Origin of the sequence: Lachnospira eligens (genome assembly GCF_009680455.1) — a bacterium.
Classification (GTDB): Bacteria; Bacillota; Clostridia; order Lachnospirales; family Lachnospiraceae; genus Lachnospira; species Lachnospira eligens_A.
In genome coordinates, this window is record NZ_WKRD01000001.1 from 233627 (window position 1) to 251124 (window position 17498).

Consider the following 17498-nt stretch of genomic DNA (forward strand, 5'->3'; position numbering starts at 1 on the left):
CTAACTATATACATAATCATAATTTAGTAGGCATTTTCACGGAAGATTTCATCTTTAAGAGCCTCTAATTCAGAAAAATCCAGGAAAAAGACCTACTCAAAAAGCTATTCACAGCTGTTTCGTAGGTTTGCTCCCTCCGCATCAGGTTATAATTCTCTCAAGCAAACCTACTCAATGACATATTATAGGCATAATAGTAGGTATATCCATATTATTCATATATACTCATATATATTAACTCATTTTCTCCTTGCTAATCCCTCCCCAATATGCTACAATTCATTTATGTTTACTTTATCAGTTTAAAGCGTTACACTTTAAACCCATGAAGTAAACTATAATACATTTAATATGGGGGTTTTTATGTTAAAACTAGTTATTCTTATTATCTACTTTGCGGTGCTGATAGGCATTGGCTTATACTGCCGCAAGCATGCAACTGATGTTAATGGTTTCGTTCTCGGTGGAAGAAGCGTTGGTCCGTGGCTCACCGCATTTGCATATGGAACATCTTATTTCTCGGCTGTTGTATTCGTTGGATACGCAGGCCAGTTTGGCTGGAAATACGGCATTGCCGCAACCTGGGCTGGTATCGGCAACGCAATTATAGGTTCACTTCTTGCATGGGTTGTACTTGGCAGAAGAACAAGAATTATGAGTCAGCACCTTGATTCAGCAACCATGCCACAGTATTTTGGAAAAAGATTCGGCAGCAATCCATTAAAAATCGGTGCTTCCGTTATCATATTCATTTTTCTGATTCCATACACAGCTTCACTTTACAATGGACTTTCAAGACTTTTCGGTATGGCTTTCAACATTGATTACAGCGTCTGTATCATAATCATGGCAACACTTACTGCCATCTATGTAATTGCCGGCGGTTACATGGCTACTGCAATCAATGATTTCATTCAGGGAATTATCATGTTATTCGGTATCGTTGCAGTTATTGCTGCCGTAATCCACTCTAAGGGTGGCTTCATGTCTGCACTGCAGGGTCTTGCAAATGTGTCTGACCCGGCAGTAAGCGATACTCCCGGTATATTTGCTTCATTTTTCGGACCTGACCCATTCAACCTTTTATGCGTTGTAATCCTTACATCACTTGGAACATGGGGACTTCCTCAGATGGTTCAGAAATTCTATGCAATTGATAATGAAGCTTCTATACAGAAGGGTACTGTAATATCAACAATATTTGCACTTATAGTTTCAGGCGGATGCTATTTTCTCGGAGGTTTCGGAAGATTATTCTCTGACCAGATAGATGTCAAGGCTAACGGCTTCGACTCAATAATTCCAACAATGCTTTCTAATTTAAGTCCTGCGCTTATTGCATTAGTTGTAATTCTCGTATTGTCAGCTTCAATGTCTACACTTTCATCACTTGTAATAGCTTCAAGCTCAACACTTACTATTGACTTCTTAAAAGATAACTTTATCAAGAACATGAGTGAAAAGAAACAGGTATTATACATAAGAATTCTTGTTGTTGTATTCATTGCGATATCTGCAATACTTGCACTTATCCAGTACAAGAGTTCAGTAACATTTATTGCACAGCTTATGGGAATATCTTGGGGTGCACTTGCAGGTTCATTCCTTGCACCATTTATGTTCTCGCTTTACTCTAAGAAGGTTTCCAAAGCATCATGCTGGGCATGCTTTTTATTCAGCTCAATACTTATGCTTGCCAACATCTTCTTCAGAGCAGGCTTCCCAACATGGCTCCAGTCACCTATCAACTGCGGTGCATTTGCAATGTTTGCCGGAATGATTATCGTTCCTGTAGTCAGCCTGTTTACACCGAAGCCAAATAAAGAGCTTGTTGACAGCGCATTTGCATGCTACGAAAAAGAAATAGAAGTGCCTCAGAAAACAGCACTTGGAAAGTAATTCGCAACATATCTAATATTTATATACCCTTTACAACAAAACCTCCTTGTGCTATAACAACCAAAGTTATAAAACACAAGGAGGTTATTTATGGCATCAAAGCTTCACAATGCCCTCGCTAAGAAGCTTCCGGATATACAGATGTCCGAAGCCTTCATAAACTGCGTATTCCTTGCCATGTCCGGTGGACTTCAGGATGCATATACATATTTTACAAGAAATGAAGTATTCTCCAACGCACAGACCGGTAATGTGGTTCTTATGAGTACACATTTTATGATGGGTGAATGGTATCAGGGATTAAAATATCTTCTGCCATTCTTAGCATTTGGTCTTGGCGTATTCGTAACAGAGCGGATTCAGGGCAAATACAAAAATGCTACCAGACTTCACTGGCGGCAGGCAATATTACTTATTGAAATTATTATCTTAATTGCAGTTGGCTTCATGCCCCACTCAATGGACATGTTTGCAACAATAATCGTATCGTTCTCATGTGCTATGCAGGTACAGGCATTTAGAAAAGTCAATGGCTATTCCTATGCAAGCACCATGTGCATCGGTAACTTAAGAAGCGGTACAGACGCACTTTCAGTATTTGTGCGTACTGGCAATAAAACATCTCTTAAGAAAGCCGGATATTATTTTGGCATAATATTATTCTTTGCAATCGGCGCAGGTATCGGTGGAAACCTTTCAATGCTGTTCGGAATCCACACAATATGGATTTCAAGTGCACTGCTTTCAATCAGCGTACTTCTTATGTTTGCGGAGAAATTAAAAATATAATGTAAATGATTCCTTGTCATAGTCATAACACATTCTAACATAAAACCCCAATCCGTGGCATAGATTGTATAAATGAAACTTCCGGAGTCCCGACATGCGAGACTATATAGAAGAACGTGCCACCCAGCTGGCATATTACATAATTGAGCATAAAGCCACTGTAAGACAGACAGCCAAAGTATTTAATGTAAGCAAAAGCACTGCACATAAAGATGTAACTACACGACTTATGGAAATCAATCCTGAACTAGCCAGAGAAGCCAGAAAGGTTCTTGATGTCAATAAACAAGAAAGACACATCCGCGGAGGTATGGCTACTAAAGAAAAATACCTCCACGCATGTGCCAGATAGTTTTTATAAAATTGCAGAAACTGTGAGTCCTCGTGTCTTGGATAGGTCTATAAACTCATCTTCACACTGGACAATTGGCAGACTGAGTGCATTCTCATTAATAAGAACAACCTTTCCAATTCTTCCATCTGAAAGTCTCACATCGTTATTAATATACGATGATGCCACATTCTTTAAGAAAGGAAGAATATATTCAGGTTCAAACTTTGTAAATGCATCTTTATACATTGTATCTATTACTTCAAAAGGACATAATGCTCCTCTATATACTCTTGCTGAAGTCATTGCATCATACACATCAGCAATTGCTATAATCTTGGCTACTGCTGGAATATGATCCGACTTTAAGCCAAATGGATACCCTGTTCCATCACATTTTTCATGATGGAGCAGGCATGCCTCTTTAATTCGTATATCAATGTTCTGATTCTTAACTTTCTCATATCCAAAGTTAACATGCTGCTTCATTATATTGTATTCAGCAACTGTCAGCTTACCAGGTTTTGTAAGAATTTCGTTAGGAATCATAATCTTACCTATGTCATGAAGAAGTCCGCTTATTGTCAGTATTCTTATATCTTTCTCACTAAACTTAAGCCATTGCCCAAGAATTGAAGCTATCAAAGCAACATTTACACTATGAACATATGTAAGGTCATCAAACTGCCTCATACTATGCAACATATCAAAAAGCTGTAAACTATTTCTGTTCGCAGTAAGAATCTCATTAGTTCCTTCTATCAGCTTATCGATATCAATGGGACTGTTATTCATAACAACATCGTTAAGTCCTCCTTTGATATCCAGAATATTCTCATCATAAGTCTTTTTAAAATGCTTAAACCTTATGCTTGCTCTTATCTTATCAAAATACTTAACGTTCTCTTTATTAGCAGTTTTTCCCAGAACCTTTTCCAGATCCTGCAGTTCATTATTGGTGTCGTATACCTTTACTTCCAGTATATGATGCCCTGAAATATTTGCTATTATATCATAATTAAGTATGGTATCTTTCTTTGCTAATATATTACCATCTGGCGTATGTACATCATCTGCGAGTTTATCGCCTTCCTGTGCGTCAAATATGAATATCGTCTTATCTGTCATTACTCATTCCCCCAGTTTTCACGATACATTTGTCTGTAAAAATGTATTTTTATTATAAAATTCTATATAGAAATTGTCAATTTACTCTTGACGAATGTTTAAATATTGTGTAGTATCTTATGCGGTAATATTAATTGAATATTTTATATCCCTTATTAAGAGCGGTGGAGATACATAGGATCTATGAAGCCCGGCAACCCCTTTTGAGGAAGGTGCCAACCTGAGCGATATTAGTCGAACAATAAGAGGATTTCGATACAGTCTATCGGGTCCCTTGTCGGGGACCTTTTTTTGTGCGAGTAGCGATGAGAATTCTAACGTATATGACACAATCATGCTTGCATGAATTGGGACATATGCGTTTGAATTCGAGGAGCACCGCGACAATGCCAGAATGTAGTTCTGGCATCTGAGCTGCGAGCGCGAGCAGCGGTAATATTGCAGTTCTGGCATTTTGCTACAAGCACAAGTAACGATAAGAATAGACACGATAAGGTATGGGATAGACATATTCACGATAAAATCAAAAGGAGATAACATGGAAAAAAGATTATTTACTTCAGAATCAGTAACAGAAGGACATCCTGACAAAATCTGTGACCAGATTTCAGATGCCGTATTAGACGCTCTCTATGAGCAGGATCCATACTCAAGAGTAGCCTGCGAAACTCTTACTAACACAGGTTTTATTATGGTAATGGGCGAGGTTACAACTAAGGCTAACATAGATATTCCTTCTATCGTAAGAAAGACAGTTACAGATATCGGTTATGACAGCTCTGATAAGGGATTTGATGGTAACACCTGTGCTGTTATGGTTGCATTAGACAAGCAGTCAGCTGATATTGCTATGGGTGTTGATAAGGCTCTTGAAGCAAAGGATGGCGAGATTGATGATTCAGAAGGTGGTGCCGGCGATCAGGGTATGATGTTTGGTTACGCAACTAACGAAACTCCTGAATTCATGCCTTACTCTTCTGCACTTGCGCAAAAGCTTTCTAAGCAGCTTACAAAGGTTCGTAAAGATGGAACTCTTTCTTACTTAAGACCAGACGGAAAGACTCAGGTAACAGTTGAATATGATGAAAACAAAAAGCCAATAAGACTTGATGCTATCGTTGTTTCATCACAGCATGCTCCTGAAGTATCTCAGGAACAGATTCATGAGGATATTAAGAAATATGTTATTGATGCAATCGTTGATCCTGCTATGATTGACGCTGACACTAAGATATACATCAATCCAACAGGCCGTTTTGTAATTGGTGGACCTAACGGAGATTCAGGTCTTACAGGTCGTAAGATTATAGTTGATACTTACGGTGGTGCTGCAAGACATGGCGGTGGTGCCTTCTCTGGTAAGGACTGCACTAAGGTTGACCGTTCTGCTGCATACGCTGCAAGATATGTTGCTAAGAATATTGTCGCTGCCGGACTTGCTGACAGATGCGAGATTCAGCTTTCATATGCAATCGGTGTTGCAAGACCAACATCTATCATGGTTGATACATTTGGCACAGGAAAGCTTGATGAAGAAAAAATCGTTGAAATCATCCGTGAGAACTTTGATTTAAGACCTAACGGAATCATTAAGATGCTTGACTTAAGAAGACCTATCTATAAGCAGACAGCTGCTTATGGTCACTTTGGACGTACAGACCTTAACCTTCCTTGGGAGAAGCTTGACAAGGCAGATGTACTTGCTAAGTATCTTGGTTAATAGGATTTTTGTATGTAATATCTGATGAATTTTTAAAGCCTGCTTTTGTTTGAAAGCAGGCTTTTTGATTAATTAGGTTTACTTATTAATTCATATATCACGTTTATATATGCTGTATTAGTAGGCTTTTAGGAATTCCTCGCAAAATCACAGCTTCTTCAGCCACTTCTTCCGCTCCATGCGTACAAGGAATATGGCACCCCTGAAGCAAAGCTCTGCCGCCATCGCTATCCACACACCAACAAGTCCGTAACTTCCAACAAGAAGGAATGAAAGAACAACCCGAACAGCCCAGAGACTGAAGAAATTCATAAGGCTTGAAACAAGAGTATCTCCTGCTCCACGAAGCACACCTGTTACTACAATTGACGCGCCATACAGTGGCTCTGCAAATGCCTCAATTCTAAGTATAGTTACTCCAAGCTCTCTTACCGCCGGGTCAGGTGTAAGAATTCCAATCATAAACGGTGCAAATATAAACATCAGAAGTCCGGTGAACGCCATTATTCCCATTCCGAAAGCAACTGAAATTCTTCCAAAAGACAACGCAAGCTTTCCTCTGCCTGCACCGATACTCTGTCCAACAAGTGCTGTTGCAGCCTCCTCAATTCCGTAAGCTGGCATATAGCACAGGCTTTCAGCAGTTATTGCAAATGCATTGGCAGCCACAGCCACAACTCCTAATGGTGCAACAATTCTTGTTATCGTAATCATAGCCCCGAACATAACTACATTTTCAAATGTGACAGGAAGAGATAAAACAAATGACTTCTTTATTGTCGCAAGACCTGCCTTCTCATCAGAATCTGTTCCGTAACCCTTAGAAAGCATAGGTGTTCTGAACATCAATACATAAAACATAATAATTGTGGTGACAATCTCTGCCGCTGTTGTTCCGAGTGCTGCACCCATAACTCCAAGACCGAAGCCAAAACCACGCCATCTGAATATGAATATAAAATTGAATATAACATCAAGTAAACAATTCATAGAATTAAGAATTCCCGGCGTCCTCGTATTACCGCAGCTCTGCAGCATTCTCGTACCAAGACGGTTAAATCCTAGTGCCGGCATAGACAATGATGTTATAAGAAAATACATTGCCGCATCCTTCTGTATCGACTCTTCTCCACCGAGCCATGCTGGAAGTCCCCAGCTTATCATGGCTCCGGCAGCACCAATAATAATTGATATAAGAAGAACAATTCCAAATGACTGTAAGAACACTCTTCTTGCCCTGTTAAACTTCTTTGCCCCGACAAGCTGTGCCACCTGAATTGAAAATCCAAGTGATGGTGCAGAAGCAAGGCTTCCAAGCAGCCATGTCGTTGTCGATACAAGACCTATTGAAGCCGAACAGCCTGCCCCCAGTCTTCCAACCATAGACGCATCAATATACTGCATTATAATTGATGACACCTGTGCCAGAATCGTAGGCAGACTCAGCATAATTACAAGTCTTATCTTCTGTTCAAATGTAATCTCTTTATTATTTCTTATATAGGAAAGTGTATCTTCCTTCATTTAGCATTACCCTTCTACAATATTTTTAGCATGCTCAAGAGCTGCATCAATGTTGGCACAGAAATTATCTCTTCCAATCTCATCTGCAAAGCCAGCATGCTCCATGACTGACATAGGCTGTTCATTAACATGTGAAAGAATCATAACAGCGCCATGTCTTTTACATACCGCATGAATATTTCTTAAAGATCTGAGAGCAGTAACATCCATTGCAGGAACACCTCTCATTCTTACAATAACTGCCTTAGAACCTGATACTGTCTGGATATCAAGAAACTTGTCCGCAGCTGCAAAAAACATTGGTCCATTAATCTCATATACAAGTGTATCCTTAGGAACCTGCTTAAGATTAATACTGTCAGGATCATTATTCTCATCTATATTATCACCAATATATTTCCAGCTCTTAACCTCTGTAACATCAGCCATTCTCTTAAGAAAAAGAAGTGCTGTAAGCACAACACCAACTTCAATAGCAACAACAAGGTCAAATACAATAGTAAGTACTGCTGTTGTAAGAAGCACAAGAATATCGCTCTTAGGTGAAGTCTTACAAAGAGAAATCATTTCTCTCCAGCCACTCATGTTATAAGCTACCATGAAAAGAATCGCTGCAATTGCCGGCATTGGAATCCATGCTGCATATGGCATAAGCACAACAAGGATAAGAAGAAGTGTTACAGAATGAACCATACCAGCAATTGGTGTACGTCCACCATTCTTAACATTAGCTGCTGTTCTCGCAATAGCACCTGTTGCCGGAATTCCACCGAATAAAGCAGATACAAGGTTACCTGCACCCTGCGCAACGAGTTCCATATTAGGCTTATGTCTGCTTCCAATCATACCATCAGAAACAACGCATGATAAAAGTGACTCAATACCTGCAAGTACTGCAATTGTAAATGCATCCGGCAAAAGATTCTTAACCATTGTTATATTAACATGTGGTATGCTGATACCCGGCAGCTTGCTTGAAATTGTATATAAATCTCCGATAGTCTTAGCCTGCATTCCAAGTTTAACCATAATTACAGAAACTATAACAGCAATTAAAGATGCTGGAATCTTCTCTAACTTCTTGAATCTAGGCCATATTATAAGAATTGCAAGTGAAACACCACCTACAACAAGAGCCTGCCAGTTAAATGTGTTAATACATTTAAACACTGCATTTAACTTATCAAGTGTCTCAATAGTTGGTCCAGTATATGCAGAAGTATCAAGACCTAAGAAATCCTTAATCTGTCCTACAAGAATAGTAACTGCTATACCAAATGTAAATCCAGTTGTAATTGTATAAGGAATAAATCTGATAAGATTGCCAAATTTAAGAAATCCCATGATAATAAGAATGATACCAGCCATAATTGTTGCAACAATAAGGCCATCCATTCCGTTCTGTGCCACAATTCCTGCAACAATAGTTGCAAATGCGGCTGTTGGTCCGGCAATCTGAACCCTGCTTCCGCCAAGGAATGAAATAACAAAACCAGCAAATATAGCTGTGTAGATACCCTGCTCAGGACCTACTCCTGATGCAAGCGCAAGTGCGATAGATAATGGTAACGCTATGATTGCAACGATAATACCTGCAATAACATCATTAACAAACTGCTTCTTAGAATAGCCTTTCATAACATCAAAAAGCTTTGGTACGAATTGATTCATTGTTTTCCCCTTAAGTGGTTTTACCACATTTCTCATATTATTAATAGTGCAGAATCCGCCTGCTCATATATGTAAATCCCGTTTTAATGCGAAAATAATAAGAATAAATAAGGCTGCACACCCATTAAAAGCTGTGCAACCTTAGTCCTGTCAAACATTAAATATTAACTTAATCACGAATTACTCTGCTGTATTTGTTGTATCGTTAACCGTAACATTCTCACACACAAAATCAACTATCTTCTGATAAAGAACCTGATATCCAATCTCTGAATTCATAGTCTTGCCATAAGTATCAAGAATATCATTATAGTCATCATAACCATAATATGAAGCAAGCTCCTCACCTGTTGAATTAATATCATCTGCAGTAACAGTGATATTGTTATCAGCAGCTATCATAGTTACAATCATCTTCTGTAAAAGATACTGCTTTGCATAATTATCTGCATACTCGTTAAATGCATCAAGTGAATCAAATTTATATGCACTCTTAAGATACTCCTCCTTAGAAGAGTATGATGAGCTATATGACTGATATTCTGCATCTACGTTACTGTTAAGAGTATTTATTAAATCAGTAAGTTCTTCGCTTGGATAATCTGAAACGTCAAGTCCATCAGACATCTGTTTATAAGCAGCATCAAATATAGCACTTGAACGGCTTGATGAAGCCTGTGTCTCAAGGTAAGATCTTACATATGTTCTTAACTGCTCAACTGTTGTAACTGAACTATCCTCAATTCCTAATGAAGCTGCATTAGCTGCAACCCACTCATCTGTAAGTTCTGGAACAACTGACTCATCAATTTCATTAACAGTTACTGTGAATACTGTTGTCTTTCCTGCAAGATCTGAATTGTAATAACTCTCTGGGAATACACATGTGATATCTGTCTCCTGACCTACTGTAAGTCCCACAAGTCCCTTATCAAGATCTTCAATAAATTTCCCTGAACCGATTGTGTAAGTTACATCTGTAGCAGTTCCCCCTGAAAATGCTGTTCCATCAAGCTTACCACTGTAATCAAGCTTAATAACATCTCCTGCCTTAGTTGTTCCCTCTGTTATAACATTAGTTGTAGCCTTTGATTCAAGCATGCTCTTGATATAATCCTCAACATCTGAATCAAGAACAACATAATCTGACTCCTTAAGATCAACAGACATTCCTTTCCAGTCTGAAAGATTAACAAATGTCTTATATACTCCTGCATTAGATGTAATTGTTCCTGCATACTCTTCTGCATTTATCTCTGTGTTAGCTGTAGAAGCTTTAGCTTCTTTCTTTTCTGTTTTACCACATGCTACTAATGATGCTGCAAGTGCACCTACAAGTAACACACTGAATAACTTCTTTTTCATATACTTCCTCATTTCTACATATATAAACATTCCTGCCTAACAGCAAGCCTTATATTTATAGCACATTTATCAAAAAAATAAAAGTAATTTCACACTAATTTCACTTTTTTATACAGCGTTAAACTGTTATAATCTCAATGTGTTAATAATTTTGGGAGGATGCCGGTTTATTCCGGTAATTATTCTATGAAGAAATTTAATAAAATAAAATGCTTTTCATATGTGTTTACTGTTATTCTGGCTCTGGGCTTTGTGCTTACCGCCTGCGAAAAACCTGCAGTTACACTGACTACCCCGGAGTCTGTGAACGGCTTTAAGTTAAACACATTTGTGCAGATTGACTCATACACAAGTGTTTCTAAGAATACTCTTACGGAAGCTCTTAATCTGTGTGACTACTACGAAAACATTTTTTCAAGGACTAAGGAAGACAGCGAGTTATCAAAGGTTAATTCTAACCAGACAACAAGCATATCTAAGGAAATGTATGAATTAGTAAGTGCCGGACTTGAATATGCTGCTTTGAGTAATGGAGCATTTGACATAACAATAGGAAGCGTTTCCAGACTGTGGGACTTCACCGCGGAATCACCGAAAGTTCCTGACAGCGGACGTATTGCCGAAGCTTTGACACATGTTGATTACACCAGAGTCAGTGTGTCCGATAACGGTGATGGTACTTATTCAATTAGCAAGCCTGATGATGTCATCCTTGACCTCGGAGCTGTTGCTAAAGGCTATATTGCCGACAAAATCAAAGATTTTCTTGAAGAAAATGGTGTAAAACGTGCTATAATCAATCTTGGTGGCAATGTTTTATGTATAGGTAAGAAAACTAACACGGATAACTTTGGAATCGGCGTAAGGAAGCCATTTGCAGCCAATAATGAAGTGCTGGTTGCTCTTTCTGTTGATGATTCCTCTGTTGTATCATCCGGCAACTATGAGCGGTATTTCTATGCTGATGACGGCACATTTTACCATCATATACTTAACCCGGCTACAGGCTATTCTTATGACAACGACCTGTCTGATGTTACTATTCTATCAAAGGATTCGCTCACCGGAGACTGCTTGAGCACTACCTGCTTCTGTCTGGGTCTTGATGATGGCATGAAGCTTATTGAAAGCCTTGACGGAATTGAAGCTGTATTTGTGACTAATGAAGGTGAAATTCACTATTCTAGTGGAGCGAAGGCCTATGTAAAGAGCTGAGATATCTCGCGCTACTAGGCTTAACTTAATATCAAAAATGAAATGGAGAACATACAATGATAAGACTCATATTAATCGTTATATTTGCAATAATAATATTCTTTGCCAGCCTTATAATGCTTCCTGTATTCTGGCTTATTGGCAAGTTCAATCAGGATGCTAAGGATCGCGGAAGTCTCCGCTTTGTTCAGGGTGTTTTTAAGGTTGTTCTTTTTCTGTCTGGTGTTACAACAACTGTAAAAGGGCTTGAAAACCTCCCTAAAGACGGAGAAGCTGTACTTTTTGTAGGCAATCACCATGGTTTCTTCGACACAATTATTTCTTACACATACATGAAACCCAGAACTGGCTTTGTTGCCAAGAAAGAGATTGAAAAAGTCCCTCTTCTTAATATATGGATGAGATATCTTTACTGCCTCTTCCTTGACAGAAAGAATATGAAAGAAGGTTTAAAGACTATCCTTACCGGTATTGATTACCTTAAAGCTGGAACTTCAATTGTTATATTCCCTGAAGGAACAAGAAATAAAAGCATTGATGGTGTTCTTCCTTTCCATGCAGGAAGCTTTAAGCTTGCTGAAAAATCAGGCTGCAGGATTATTCCTATGGTACAGAACAACACAGCTGCTGCATTAGAAGACCACCTTCCATTCTTTAAAAAGACTCACACTGTCCTTGAATTTGGCAAGCCAATCGATGTCGCCAGCATGGACCGCGAGCAGAAAAAAACTCTTGCCAAGGATGTGCAGGATCTTATTGAGAAGATGTACGAGGAAAACAAGACACTTGTGTAGATTGGTTTGAAGTGGGCGGTCATGATGGAGGTATGTTGTCCTTTCAGACACGCTCCCGCTCGTGAAAAGACGTAGCGGTACTAGGTGCACTGCCTCACTTCGTGAGGTGCGTTTGCCAAGTGCCGACGCCTTTCCAACGGTCTGAAAATACAACATACCTCCATCATGACCTTACACTTCACCCAATTTACAGTTTGCTTTGGTTTCCCGTTGGGAAACCTTGCTTGTTGGGAGTTGTCTTTTTGCTTACTTATTGGCAAAAACCTACTAACTCCCCTTATTCAATCTGTTTCGTATGTCAATAAATCATTATTTTTTATTATATCAACTTCAATGACCTACTAACTTGCAAGTTAAATTGAATTTAGTAGGTATTTTCCAGGCACGCAGGCTCATATTTCATCTAAATCAGCCAGCAATTTCACAAAACGACCTACTAATCCGCACACATCAGATATATTAGTAGGTTTTCATCCCTAATTCTCTAATATATCGAAGTCCAATAAACCTACTAATTCATATAAAAACAGCCATTTCGTCCGTATTTCCCAATTTTCATTGCAAAACTACACATCCACACCTGACCTTCGTGGCATAAAAAAAGACCACACCAGCAATCCGCTGATGCAGCCTCTCATCCTTACTTATTCTTCTTAAAAAATCCCTTCTTTTTCTTTTCAGGAACTACAATCTTTCCACCTCTTACAGACTTGATGCCTACAATATAGATACCACTTACTTCTGCCTTGACTTCTGCCTTAATTGGAATCTGGTCAAATACCTTAGGATCACACATAAGTGACATAACTCTTGGTCCAATCTTTGCCTTAACGATTGGCATCTTACGACCTCTGAATGCCTTAGGTGTCTGGTCTAAGACCATCTTAGGAAGTCCGGCATCTTTCATCTTCATCATCTTCTTATCAATGACAAGCATCGACATAACCTGCTTTGCAGCCTCTAACTGTGCGTTATTAGCTTCCTGCTTCTTCTGAAGCTTTTTACCCACAATAGTAAGTGCAACAAGTGCTGCTATAAGTACAGCAATAACTATCAATAAAACAATACTCCAAACTGGCATATTTACTACTCCTTCGTTAACTTTTCATATACTAGTTAATTATATCAAAACAATCAGTAATTGCAAGTGTTTTGTGTTGGTCTGTGGGGCGGATTGTGTGGGTATATGTCATTTCCAGACACGCTCCCGCTCGTGAAAGTGCGTAGCGGACACTAAGTTCACTGCCTCACTTCGTGAGGTGCGTTCACTAAGTGCCGACGCACTTCCAACGGTCTGAAAATGACATATACCCACACAATCCGCCCACCTCCCCACAAAAACTTGCTCGGTTCCTATGGAACCATCGCCTACTGCGTGAACGCTCCCAACAGCCCCGCCTCCGCCAATGGCGGACAGGGGAAGTGACAGCGTAAGGGGGCAGGGTGTGCATATGCTGTAGTGTAAGACCGTTGGAAAGGCGTCGGCACTTGGCAAACGCACCTCACGAAGTGAGGCAGTGCGCCTAGTACCGCTACGCCTTTCCACGAGCGGGAGCGTGTCTTACAATGCAGCATATACACACCCTGCCCCCGTCCGTCTGCCACTTTCCTCTAGTCAGTCAACTTGTGAAGAAGTGACATCTTCATATCATAATATGCCGGGCTCATATCAAGATAATGGTTATGAGGATTCTCAAATCTCTGCTCTTCTTCCCATATATTATCAGTGAGCTGATCCTGAACATACTTCTTAATCTCATCAATAGATACTCTGTCCATTACACGCTTGCCGTTCTTTACAACAAGCTGCTGTAACTCTACTGCTGTGCAGTTTTCAAAGTATCTGTTCTTCCAAGGCTTTACAGGGTCTACATAGCGGTAAGGCTTTGAAAGGTCAACAACCTCATCAGCACCTGCTATAAGGTCTGCTATTGCCTTTTTATTCTCGTCATATATTCTGTAAACCTTCTTAAGTCCCGGGTTTGTTATCTTCTCGACATTTTCAGAAATCTTAATTCTTGGCTGGAATACTCCATTCTCCTCTACTGCTGCAATCTTGTACACAGCTCCAAATACAGGATCAGACTTTGCTGTTATAAGTCTCTCACCTACACCAAAGCTGTCAATGCAACCGCCCTGCTCTAAGATTGACATAATAGTCCATTCATCAAGACTGTTGGAAACAACTATCTTGCAGTCAGTAAGCCCCGCATCATCAAGCATTTTTCTTACCTTCTTAGATAGGTATGCAAGGTCACCACTGTCAAGACGGATGCCCTTAAGACGCTTGCCCATTGGCTCAAGCACTTCCTTTGCACATCTGATGGCATTAGGAATACCTGATTTAACAACATCATAAGTATCTACAAGAAGCACAGTTGCATCCGGGTAATTCTCTGCATAATGCTTAAATGCTTCAAATTCATCACGATAGAACATTACCCAGCTGTGTGCCATTGTTCCACTGATTGGAATATTAAACATCTGACCGGCAAGAACAGTAGCTGTTCCAACCGCACCTCCGATGTAAGCTGCTCTTGCACCATATACAGCTGCATCCATGTTATGTGCACGTCTTGCACCGAAATCTGATACAGCACGTCCCTTAGCTGAACGAACGATTCTTCTTGTCTTGGTCGCAATAAGTGACTGGTGATTAACCTGAAGAAGAATTGCAGTCTCAACAAGCTGTGCATCAAGTAATGGTGCAACAACAGTGATTACAGGTTCATTAGGATACATAATAGTTCCTTCCGGGAATGAATAAATATCTCCCCTGAACTTAAAATCAGCAAGGTATGCAAGGAATTCTTCCCCAAAAAGCCCCTGACCTCTTAAGTATTCAATATCATCTTCATCAAAATGCAGATTCTCTATATATTCAATAATCTGTTCAAGACCTGCAAATATAGCATATCCGGCATTATCAGGATTCTTTCTGTAGAATACATCAAATGCAACCTTTCTTTCCTTGTCCTCATCCTTAAAATAACCATTAGCCATTGTAAGTTCATAAAAATCCATTACCATTGTAAGATTTCTCTCATCAAACTGTTTCTTCATAACTACTCCTTTTTCAAAGAAAAATGTACTATTCATCAATTCTAAGTTCTCTGGTTGTTATTGTTATCTGCATATCACAATCTGAAAGATGTTCACAATTCACTTCCATTCCATACACAAGATATATACTTATTGTATCCTCAGTTCGTTCAATTTCAAGACTTTTCGTTATAATACCAAGGCTCATATTTCCATAAGGTGTCTGGTAATAAGTCATATTTTTACTGCCCATGGTAAATCTCATCTTCGTAGATACAACGCCTTTCTTTGTCACTTCTACGCTGTCACCATCAATCTTAATTATGCTGCTTGACCGTTCCTGTGAGTCATCATATACTTCCTCATACCGTATATATTCCTTGCCGTTGACAACCGAGTATGTGCCGACATTTATAACTTCGACCTCATCGTCCTGTGACTCAATTACTTCAACCTCTTCACCATCACACGAGGCTTCCTCGTCCATTGTTCCCGTATATAAACCTTTAATCTTAATAAAGACCTTATCCTTATTATTCAATCGTCCTTCCTCCACTGACTGCTTATAACCCAAGCAGTTCATTTATAAATGTTAAATATTTAAATCTGACTTTACAGCCCCTGTCAGTTACTGTCTTATATTCTTCGTCTGTAAGAACTCCTGCAAGCTTTTCCTTAGAATTCTCTGGAACTACGCCATACACCGCATCCACAAAACATAATGGCGGATACAGCACACACCACCAGTTCTTTCCCTCTGCATCACCTATATCAACTCTGAAAGCCTCATAGTATCCTGCAGGAAATGTTACATCACCGTATGATTTAACCGGAAAATAACTTTTCTCAAAATACACGCTTACATCTTCCATAAATCCATTATCCCGTAAGGTTTTAATAGCAACATTTCTGATATTATCACTTTCTGCCTCTAATATAGCTCTTGACTCTGAAAGAGAATCTGACTCTGAAAGAGCCGGTCTTATGTAATCAACTACTGCTTCCTTAACCTTAAGCTTAACCTCCTGGTCTTCCTGAGAATCACTGTTGGCCCTCACATGGAATCTTATAATACTCTCAGATATGCCTTCTGTAACTGCCTCTAAATTTCCTGCATAAGACACTCTGTAATAACCAACCAGTCCACTGACAACTATTATAACAATAAGCAGAATTCCAAGTTTCTTTTTAATATTCATATGATATTTACCCCCTGATATATCTTCATATCTGGGATTATATCCATATATTTGCATAATAAACAGAATTTTACAAACTAACAAAGGCTGGCATATACAGCCAGCCTCCGTGTAATCTAAAGATTATTTGTTAAGAAGTCTGATAATACCCTTTTCCTGATTAGTAATATGCTGTCTTATGACAATCTTAGTATTTTCTTCATCTTTCTTAGAAAGCTTATCAATGATGTCATTATGTTCGCTGATAAGAATAGAATGTGCTCTTGCATCCTTAACATATTCCAGTCTGTATCTGTACATCTGCTCTCTTAAGTTATTAATAATCTGAATAAGTCTCTGATTATCTGTCATTGCATATATAATATCATGGAAATTCACATCAGCATCTACAATTGCAACCACATCCTTAGATATAATTGCTGCCTCGAATCTCTTATTTGCCATCTTAAGCTCTTCAATACGCTCCGGAGTAACATTGCGGCATGCAAGTGTTGCTGCAAGCTCCTCAAGTGCTGCTCTTACCTCAAGGACATCTCTCATGTCCTTCTCGGTTATATGGGCAACCTCTGCTCCCTTTCTTGGAATCATTATAACAAGACCCTCCAGCTCAAGCTTTCTGATTGCCTCTCTTATAGGAGTTCTGCTCACTCCAAGCTTATCGGCGAGTTGAATTTCCATAAGCCTTTCACCTGGCTCCATCTCACCACGGAGAATTGCCTGTCTTAAAGTATTAAAAACCACATCTCTTAATGGAAGATAGTCATTAACATCCATCTTAAGTTCACCTTTCATATAAAACCTTGCCTTTCTCTATTACTCTG

15 protein-coding genes and 1 riboswitch are annotated in these 17498 nt (G+C 39.2%); of the genes, 6 read left to right on the top strand and 9 right to left on the bottom strand.

Going from position 1 to position 17498, the window contains the following annotated elements:
• Positions 1-363 precede the first annotated feature (363 nt).
• The 3 genes from GKE48_RS01225 (at position 364) to spoIIID (ending at position 3040) form a co-directional block, all read left to right on the top strand.
• Entirely contained in the window at positions 364-1899 is a 1536-nt protein-coding gene (locus GKE48_RS01225) for a sodium:solute symporter family protein (RefSeq protein WP_243138412.1), read from the top strand.
• Positions 1900-1989: 90 nt separating this feature from the next.
• The gene (locus GKE48_RS01230) at positions 1990-2688 is read left to right on the top strand and encodes a YoaK family protein (protein ID WP_012738448.1); all 699 of its coding nucleotides are present in this window, start codon (positions 1990-1992) and stop codon (positions 2686-2688) included.
• A 94-nt stretch (positions 2689-2782) separates the two neighbouring features.
• The gene (gene spoIIID, locus GKE48_RS01235; protein WP_022098018.1) at positions 2783-3040 is read left to right on the top strand and encodes a sporulation transcriptional regulator SpoIIID; all 258 of its coding nucleotides are present in this window, start codon (positions 2783-2785) and stop codon (positions 3038-3040) included.
• A gap of 3 nt (positions 3041-3043) precedes the next feature.
• On the opposite strand, the gene GKE48_RS01240 is transcribed toward spoIIID, so the two are convergent.
• Positions 3044-4147, bottom strand: a complete 1104-nt coding sequence (locus GKE48_RS01240) for an HD-GYP domain-containing protein (protein ID WP_022098019.1) — start codon at positions 4145-4147, stop codon at positions 3044-3046.
• Positions 4148-4296: 149 nt separating this feature from the next.
• Positions 4297-4395, top strand: a riboswitch (SAM riboswitch).
• Between the two features lie 290 nt (positions 4396-4685).
• Here GKE48_RS01240 and metK point away from each other — a divergent pair.
• Complete coding sequence (gene metK, locus GKE48_RS01245; protein WP_118370742.1) at positions 4686-5867, top strand: methionine adenosyltransferase; 1182 nt, start codon at positions 4686-4688, stop codon at positions 5865-5867.
• A gap of 147 nt (positions 5868-6014) precedes the next feature.
• Here the strand turns inward: metK and GKE48_RS01250 are convergent, their stop codons facing one another.
• The 3 genes from GKE48_RS01250 to tig form a co-directional block, all read right to left on the bottom strand.
• A complete protein-coding gene (locus GKE48_RS01250; RefSeq protein ID WP_154300313.1) occupies positions 6015-7391 on the bottom strand; it encodes an MATE family efflux transporter in 1377 nt (458 codons plus the stop codon).
• 6 nt (positions 7392-7397) lie between these two features.
• Positions 7398-9062, bottom strand: coding sequence for a SulP family inorganic anion transporter (locus GKE48_RS01255; RefSeq protein WP_055216224.1), 1665 nt, complete (start codon positions 9060-9062; stop codon positions 7398-7400).
• Between the two features lie 180 nt (positions 9063-9242).
• The gene (tig, locus tag GKE48_RS01260; protein ID WP_173016870.1) at positions 9243-10427 is read right to left on the bottom strand and encodes a trigger factor; all 1185 of its coding nucleotides are present in this window, start codon (positions 10425-10427) and stop codon (positions 9243-9245) included.
• A gap of 186 nt (positions 10428-10613) precedes the next feature.
• Here tig and GKE48_RS01265 point away from each other — a divergent pair, with 186 nt between their 5' ends.
• Entirely contained in the window at positions 10614-11642 is a 1029-nt protein-coding gene (locus tag GKE48_RS01265; RefSeq protein ID WP_055287435.1) for an FAD:protein FMN transferase, read from the top strand.
• 56 nt (positions 11643-11698) lie between these two features.
• The gene (locus GKE48_RS01270) at positions 11699-12436 is read left to right on the top strand and encodes a lysophospholipid acyltransferase family protein (protein WP_154300315.1); all 738 of its coding nucleotides are present in this window, start codon (positions 11699-11701) and stop codon (positions 12434-12436) included.
• A gap of 640 nt (positions 12437-13076) precedes the next feature.
• Here the strand turns inward: GKE48_RS01270 and GKE48_RS01275 are convergent.
• From GKE48_RS01275 to GKE48_RS01295, 5 genes are all read right to left on the bottom strand, one after another.
• Positions 13077-13517, bottom strand: a complete 441-nt coding sequence (locus GKE48_RS01275; protein ID WP_022098028.1) for a hypothetical protein — start codon at positions 13515-13517, stop codon at positions 13077-13079.
• 530 nt (positions 13518-14047) lie between these two features.
• Positions 14048-15499 (bottom strand): nicotinate phosphoribosyltransferase, encoded by a 1452-nt coding sequence (locus GKE48_RS01280; protein WP_041687865.1) that lies wholly within the window; start codon positions 15497-15499, stop codon positions 14048-14050.
• Between the two features lie 28 nt (positions 15500-15527).
• Positions 15528-16019 (bottom strand): YwiB family protein, encoded by a 492-nt coding sequence (locus GKE48_RS01285; RefSeq protein ID WP_173016871.1) that lies wholly within the window; start codon positions 16017-16019, stop codon positions 15528-15530.
• A 22-nt stretch (positions 16020-16041) separates the two neighbouring features.
• Positions 16042-16677 (bottom strand): stage II sporulation protein R, encoded by a 636-nt coding sequence (gene spoIIR, locus GKE48_RS01290; RefSeq protein WP_022097272.1) that lies wholly within the window; start codon positions 16675-16677, stop codon positions 16042-16044.
• A 123-nt stretch (positions 16678-16800) separates the two neighbouring features.
• The gene (locus tag GKE48_RS01295) at positions 16801-17469 is read right to left on the bottom strand and encodes a GntR family transcriptional regulator (protein WP_012738434.1); all 669 of its coding nucleotides are present in this window, start codon (positions 17467-17469) and stop codon (positions 16801-16803) included.
• Positions 17470-17498 lie beyond the last annotated feature (29 nt).

Excerpts from the sequence above, each read along its gene's own strand:
- GKE48_RS01270 (WP_154300315.1), top strand. The coding sequence starts at position 11,699 with ATGATAAGACTCATATTAATCGTTATATTTGCAATAATAATATTCTTT.
- GKE48_RS01230 (WP_012738448.1), top strand. The coding sequence starts at position 1,990 with ATGGCATCAAAGCTTCACAATGCCCTCGCTAAGAAGCTTCCGGATATA.
- GKE48_RS01250 (WP_154300313.1), bottom strand. The coding sequence starts at position 7,391 with ATGAAGGAAGATACACTTTCCTATATAAGAAATAATAAAGAGATTACA.
- spoIIID (WP_022098018.1), top strand. The coding sequence starts at position 2,783 with ATGCGAGACTATATAGAAGAACGTGCCACCCAGCTGGCATATTACATA.
- GKE48_RS01255 (WP_055216224.1), bottom strand. The coding sequence starts at position 9,062 with ATGAATCAATTCGTACCAAAGCTTTTTGATGTTATGAAAGGCTATTCT.
- GKE48_RS01275 (WP_022098028.1), bottom strand. The coding sequence starts at position 13,517 with ATGCCAGTTTGGAGTATTGTTTTATTGATAGTTATTGCTGTACTTATA.
- GKE48_RS01295 (WP_012738434.1), bottom strand. The coding sequence starts at position 17,469 with ATGAAAGGTGAACTTAAGATGGATGTTAATGACTATCTTCCATTAAGA.
- GKE48_RS01280 (WP_041687865.1), bottom strand. The coding sequence starts at position 15,499 with ATGAAGAAACAGTTTGATGAGAGAAATCTTACAATGGTAATGGATTTT.
- GKE48_RS01240 (WP_022098019.1), bottom strand. The coding sequence starts at position 4,147 with ATGACAGATAAGACGATATTCATATTTGACGCACAGGAAGGCGATAAA.
- GKE48_RS01225 (WP_243138412.1), top strand. The coding sequence starts at position 364 with ATGTTAAAACTAGTTATTCTTATTATCTACTTTGCGGTGCTGATAGGC.
- tig (WP_173016870.1), bottom strand. The coding sequence starts at position 10,427 with ATGAAAAAGAAGTTATTCAGTGTGTTACTTGTAGGTGCACTTGCAGCA.
- metK (WP_118370742.1), top strand. The coding sequence starts at position 4,686 with ATGGAAAAAAGATTATTTACTTCAGAATCAGTAACAGAAGGACATCCT.
- spoIIR (WP_022097272.1), bottom strand. The coding sequence starts at position 16,677 with ATGAATATTAAAAAGAAACTTGGAATTCTGCTTATTGTTATAATAGTT.
- GKE48_RS01265 (WP_055287435.1), top strand. The coding sequence starts at position 10,614 with ATGAAGAAATTTAATAAAATAAAATGCTTTTCATATGTGTTTACTGTT.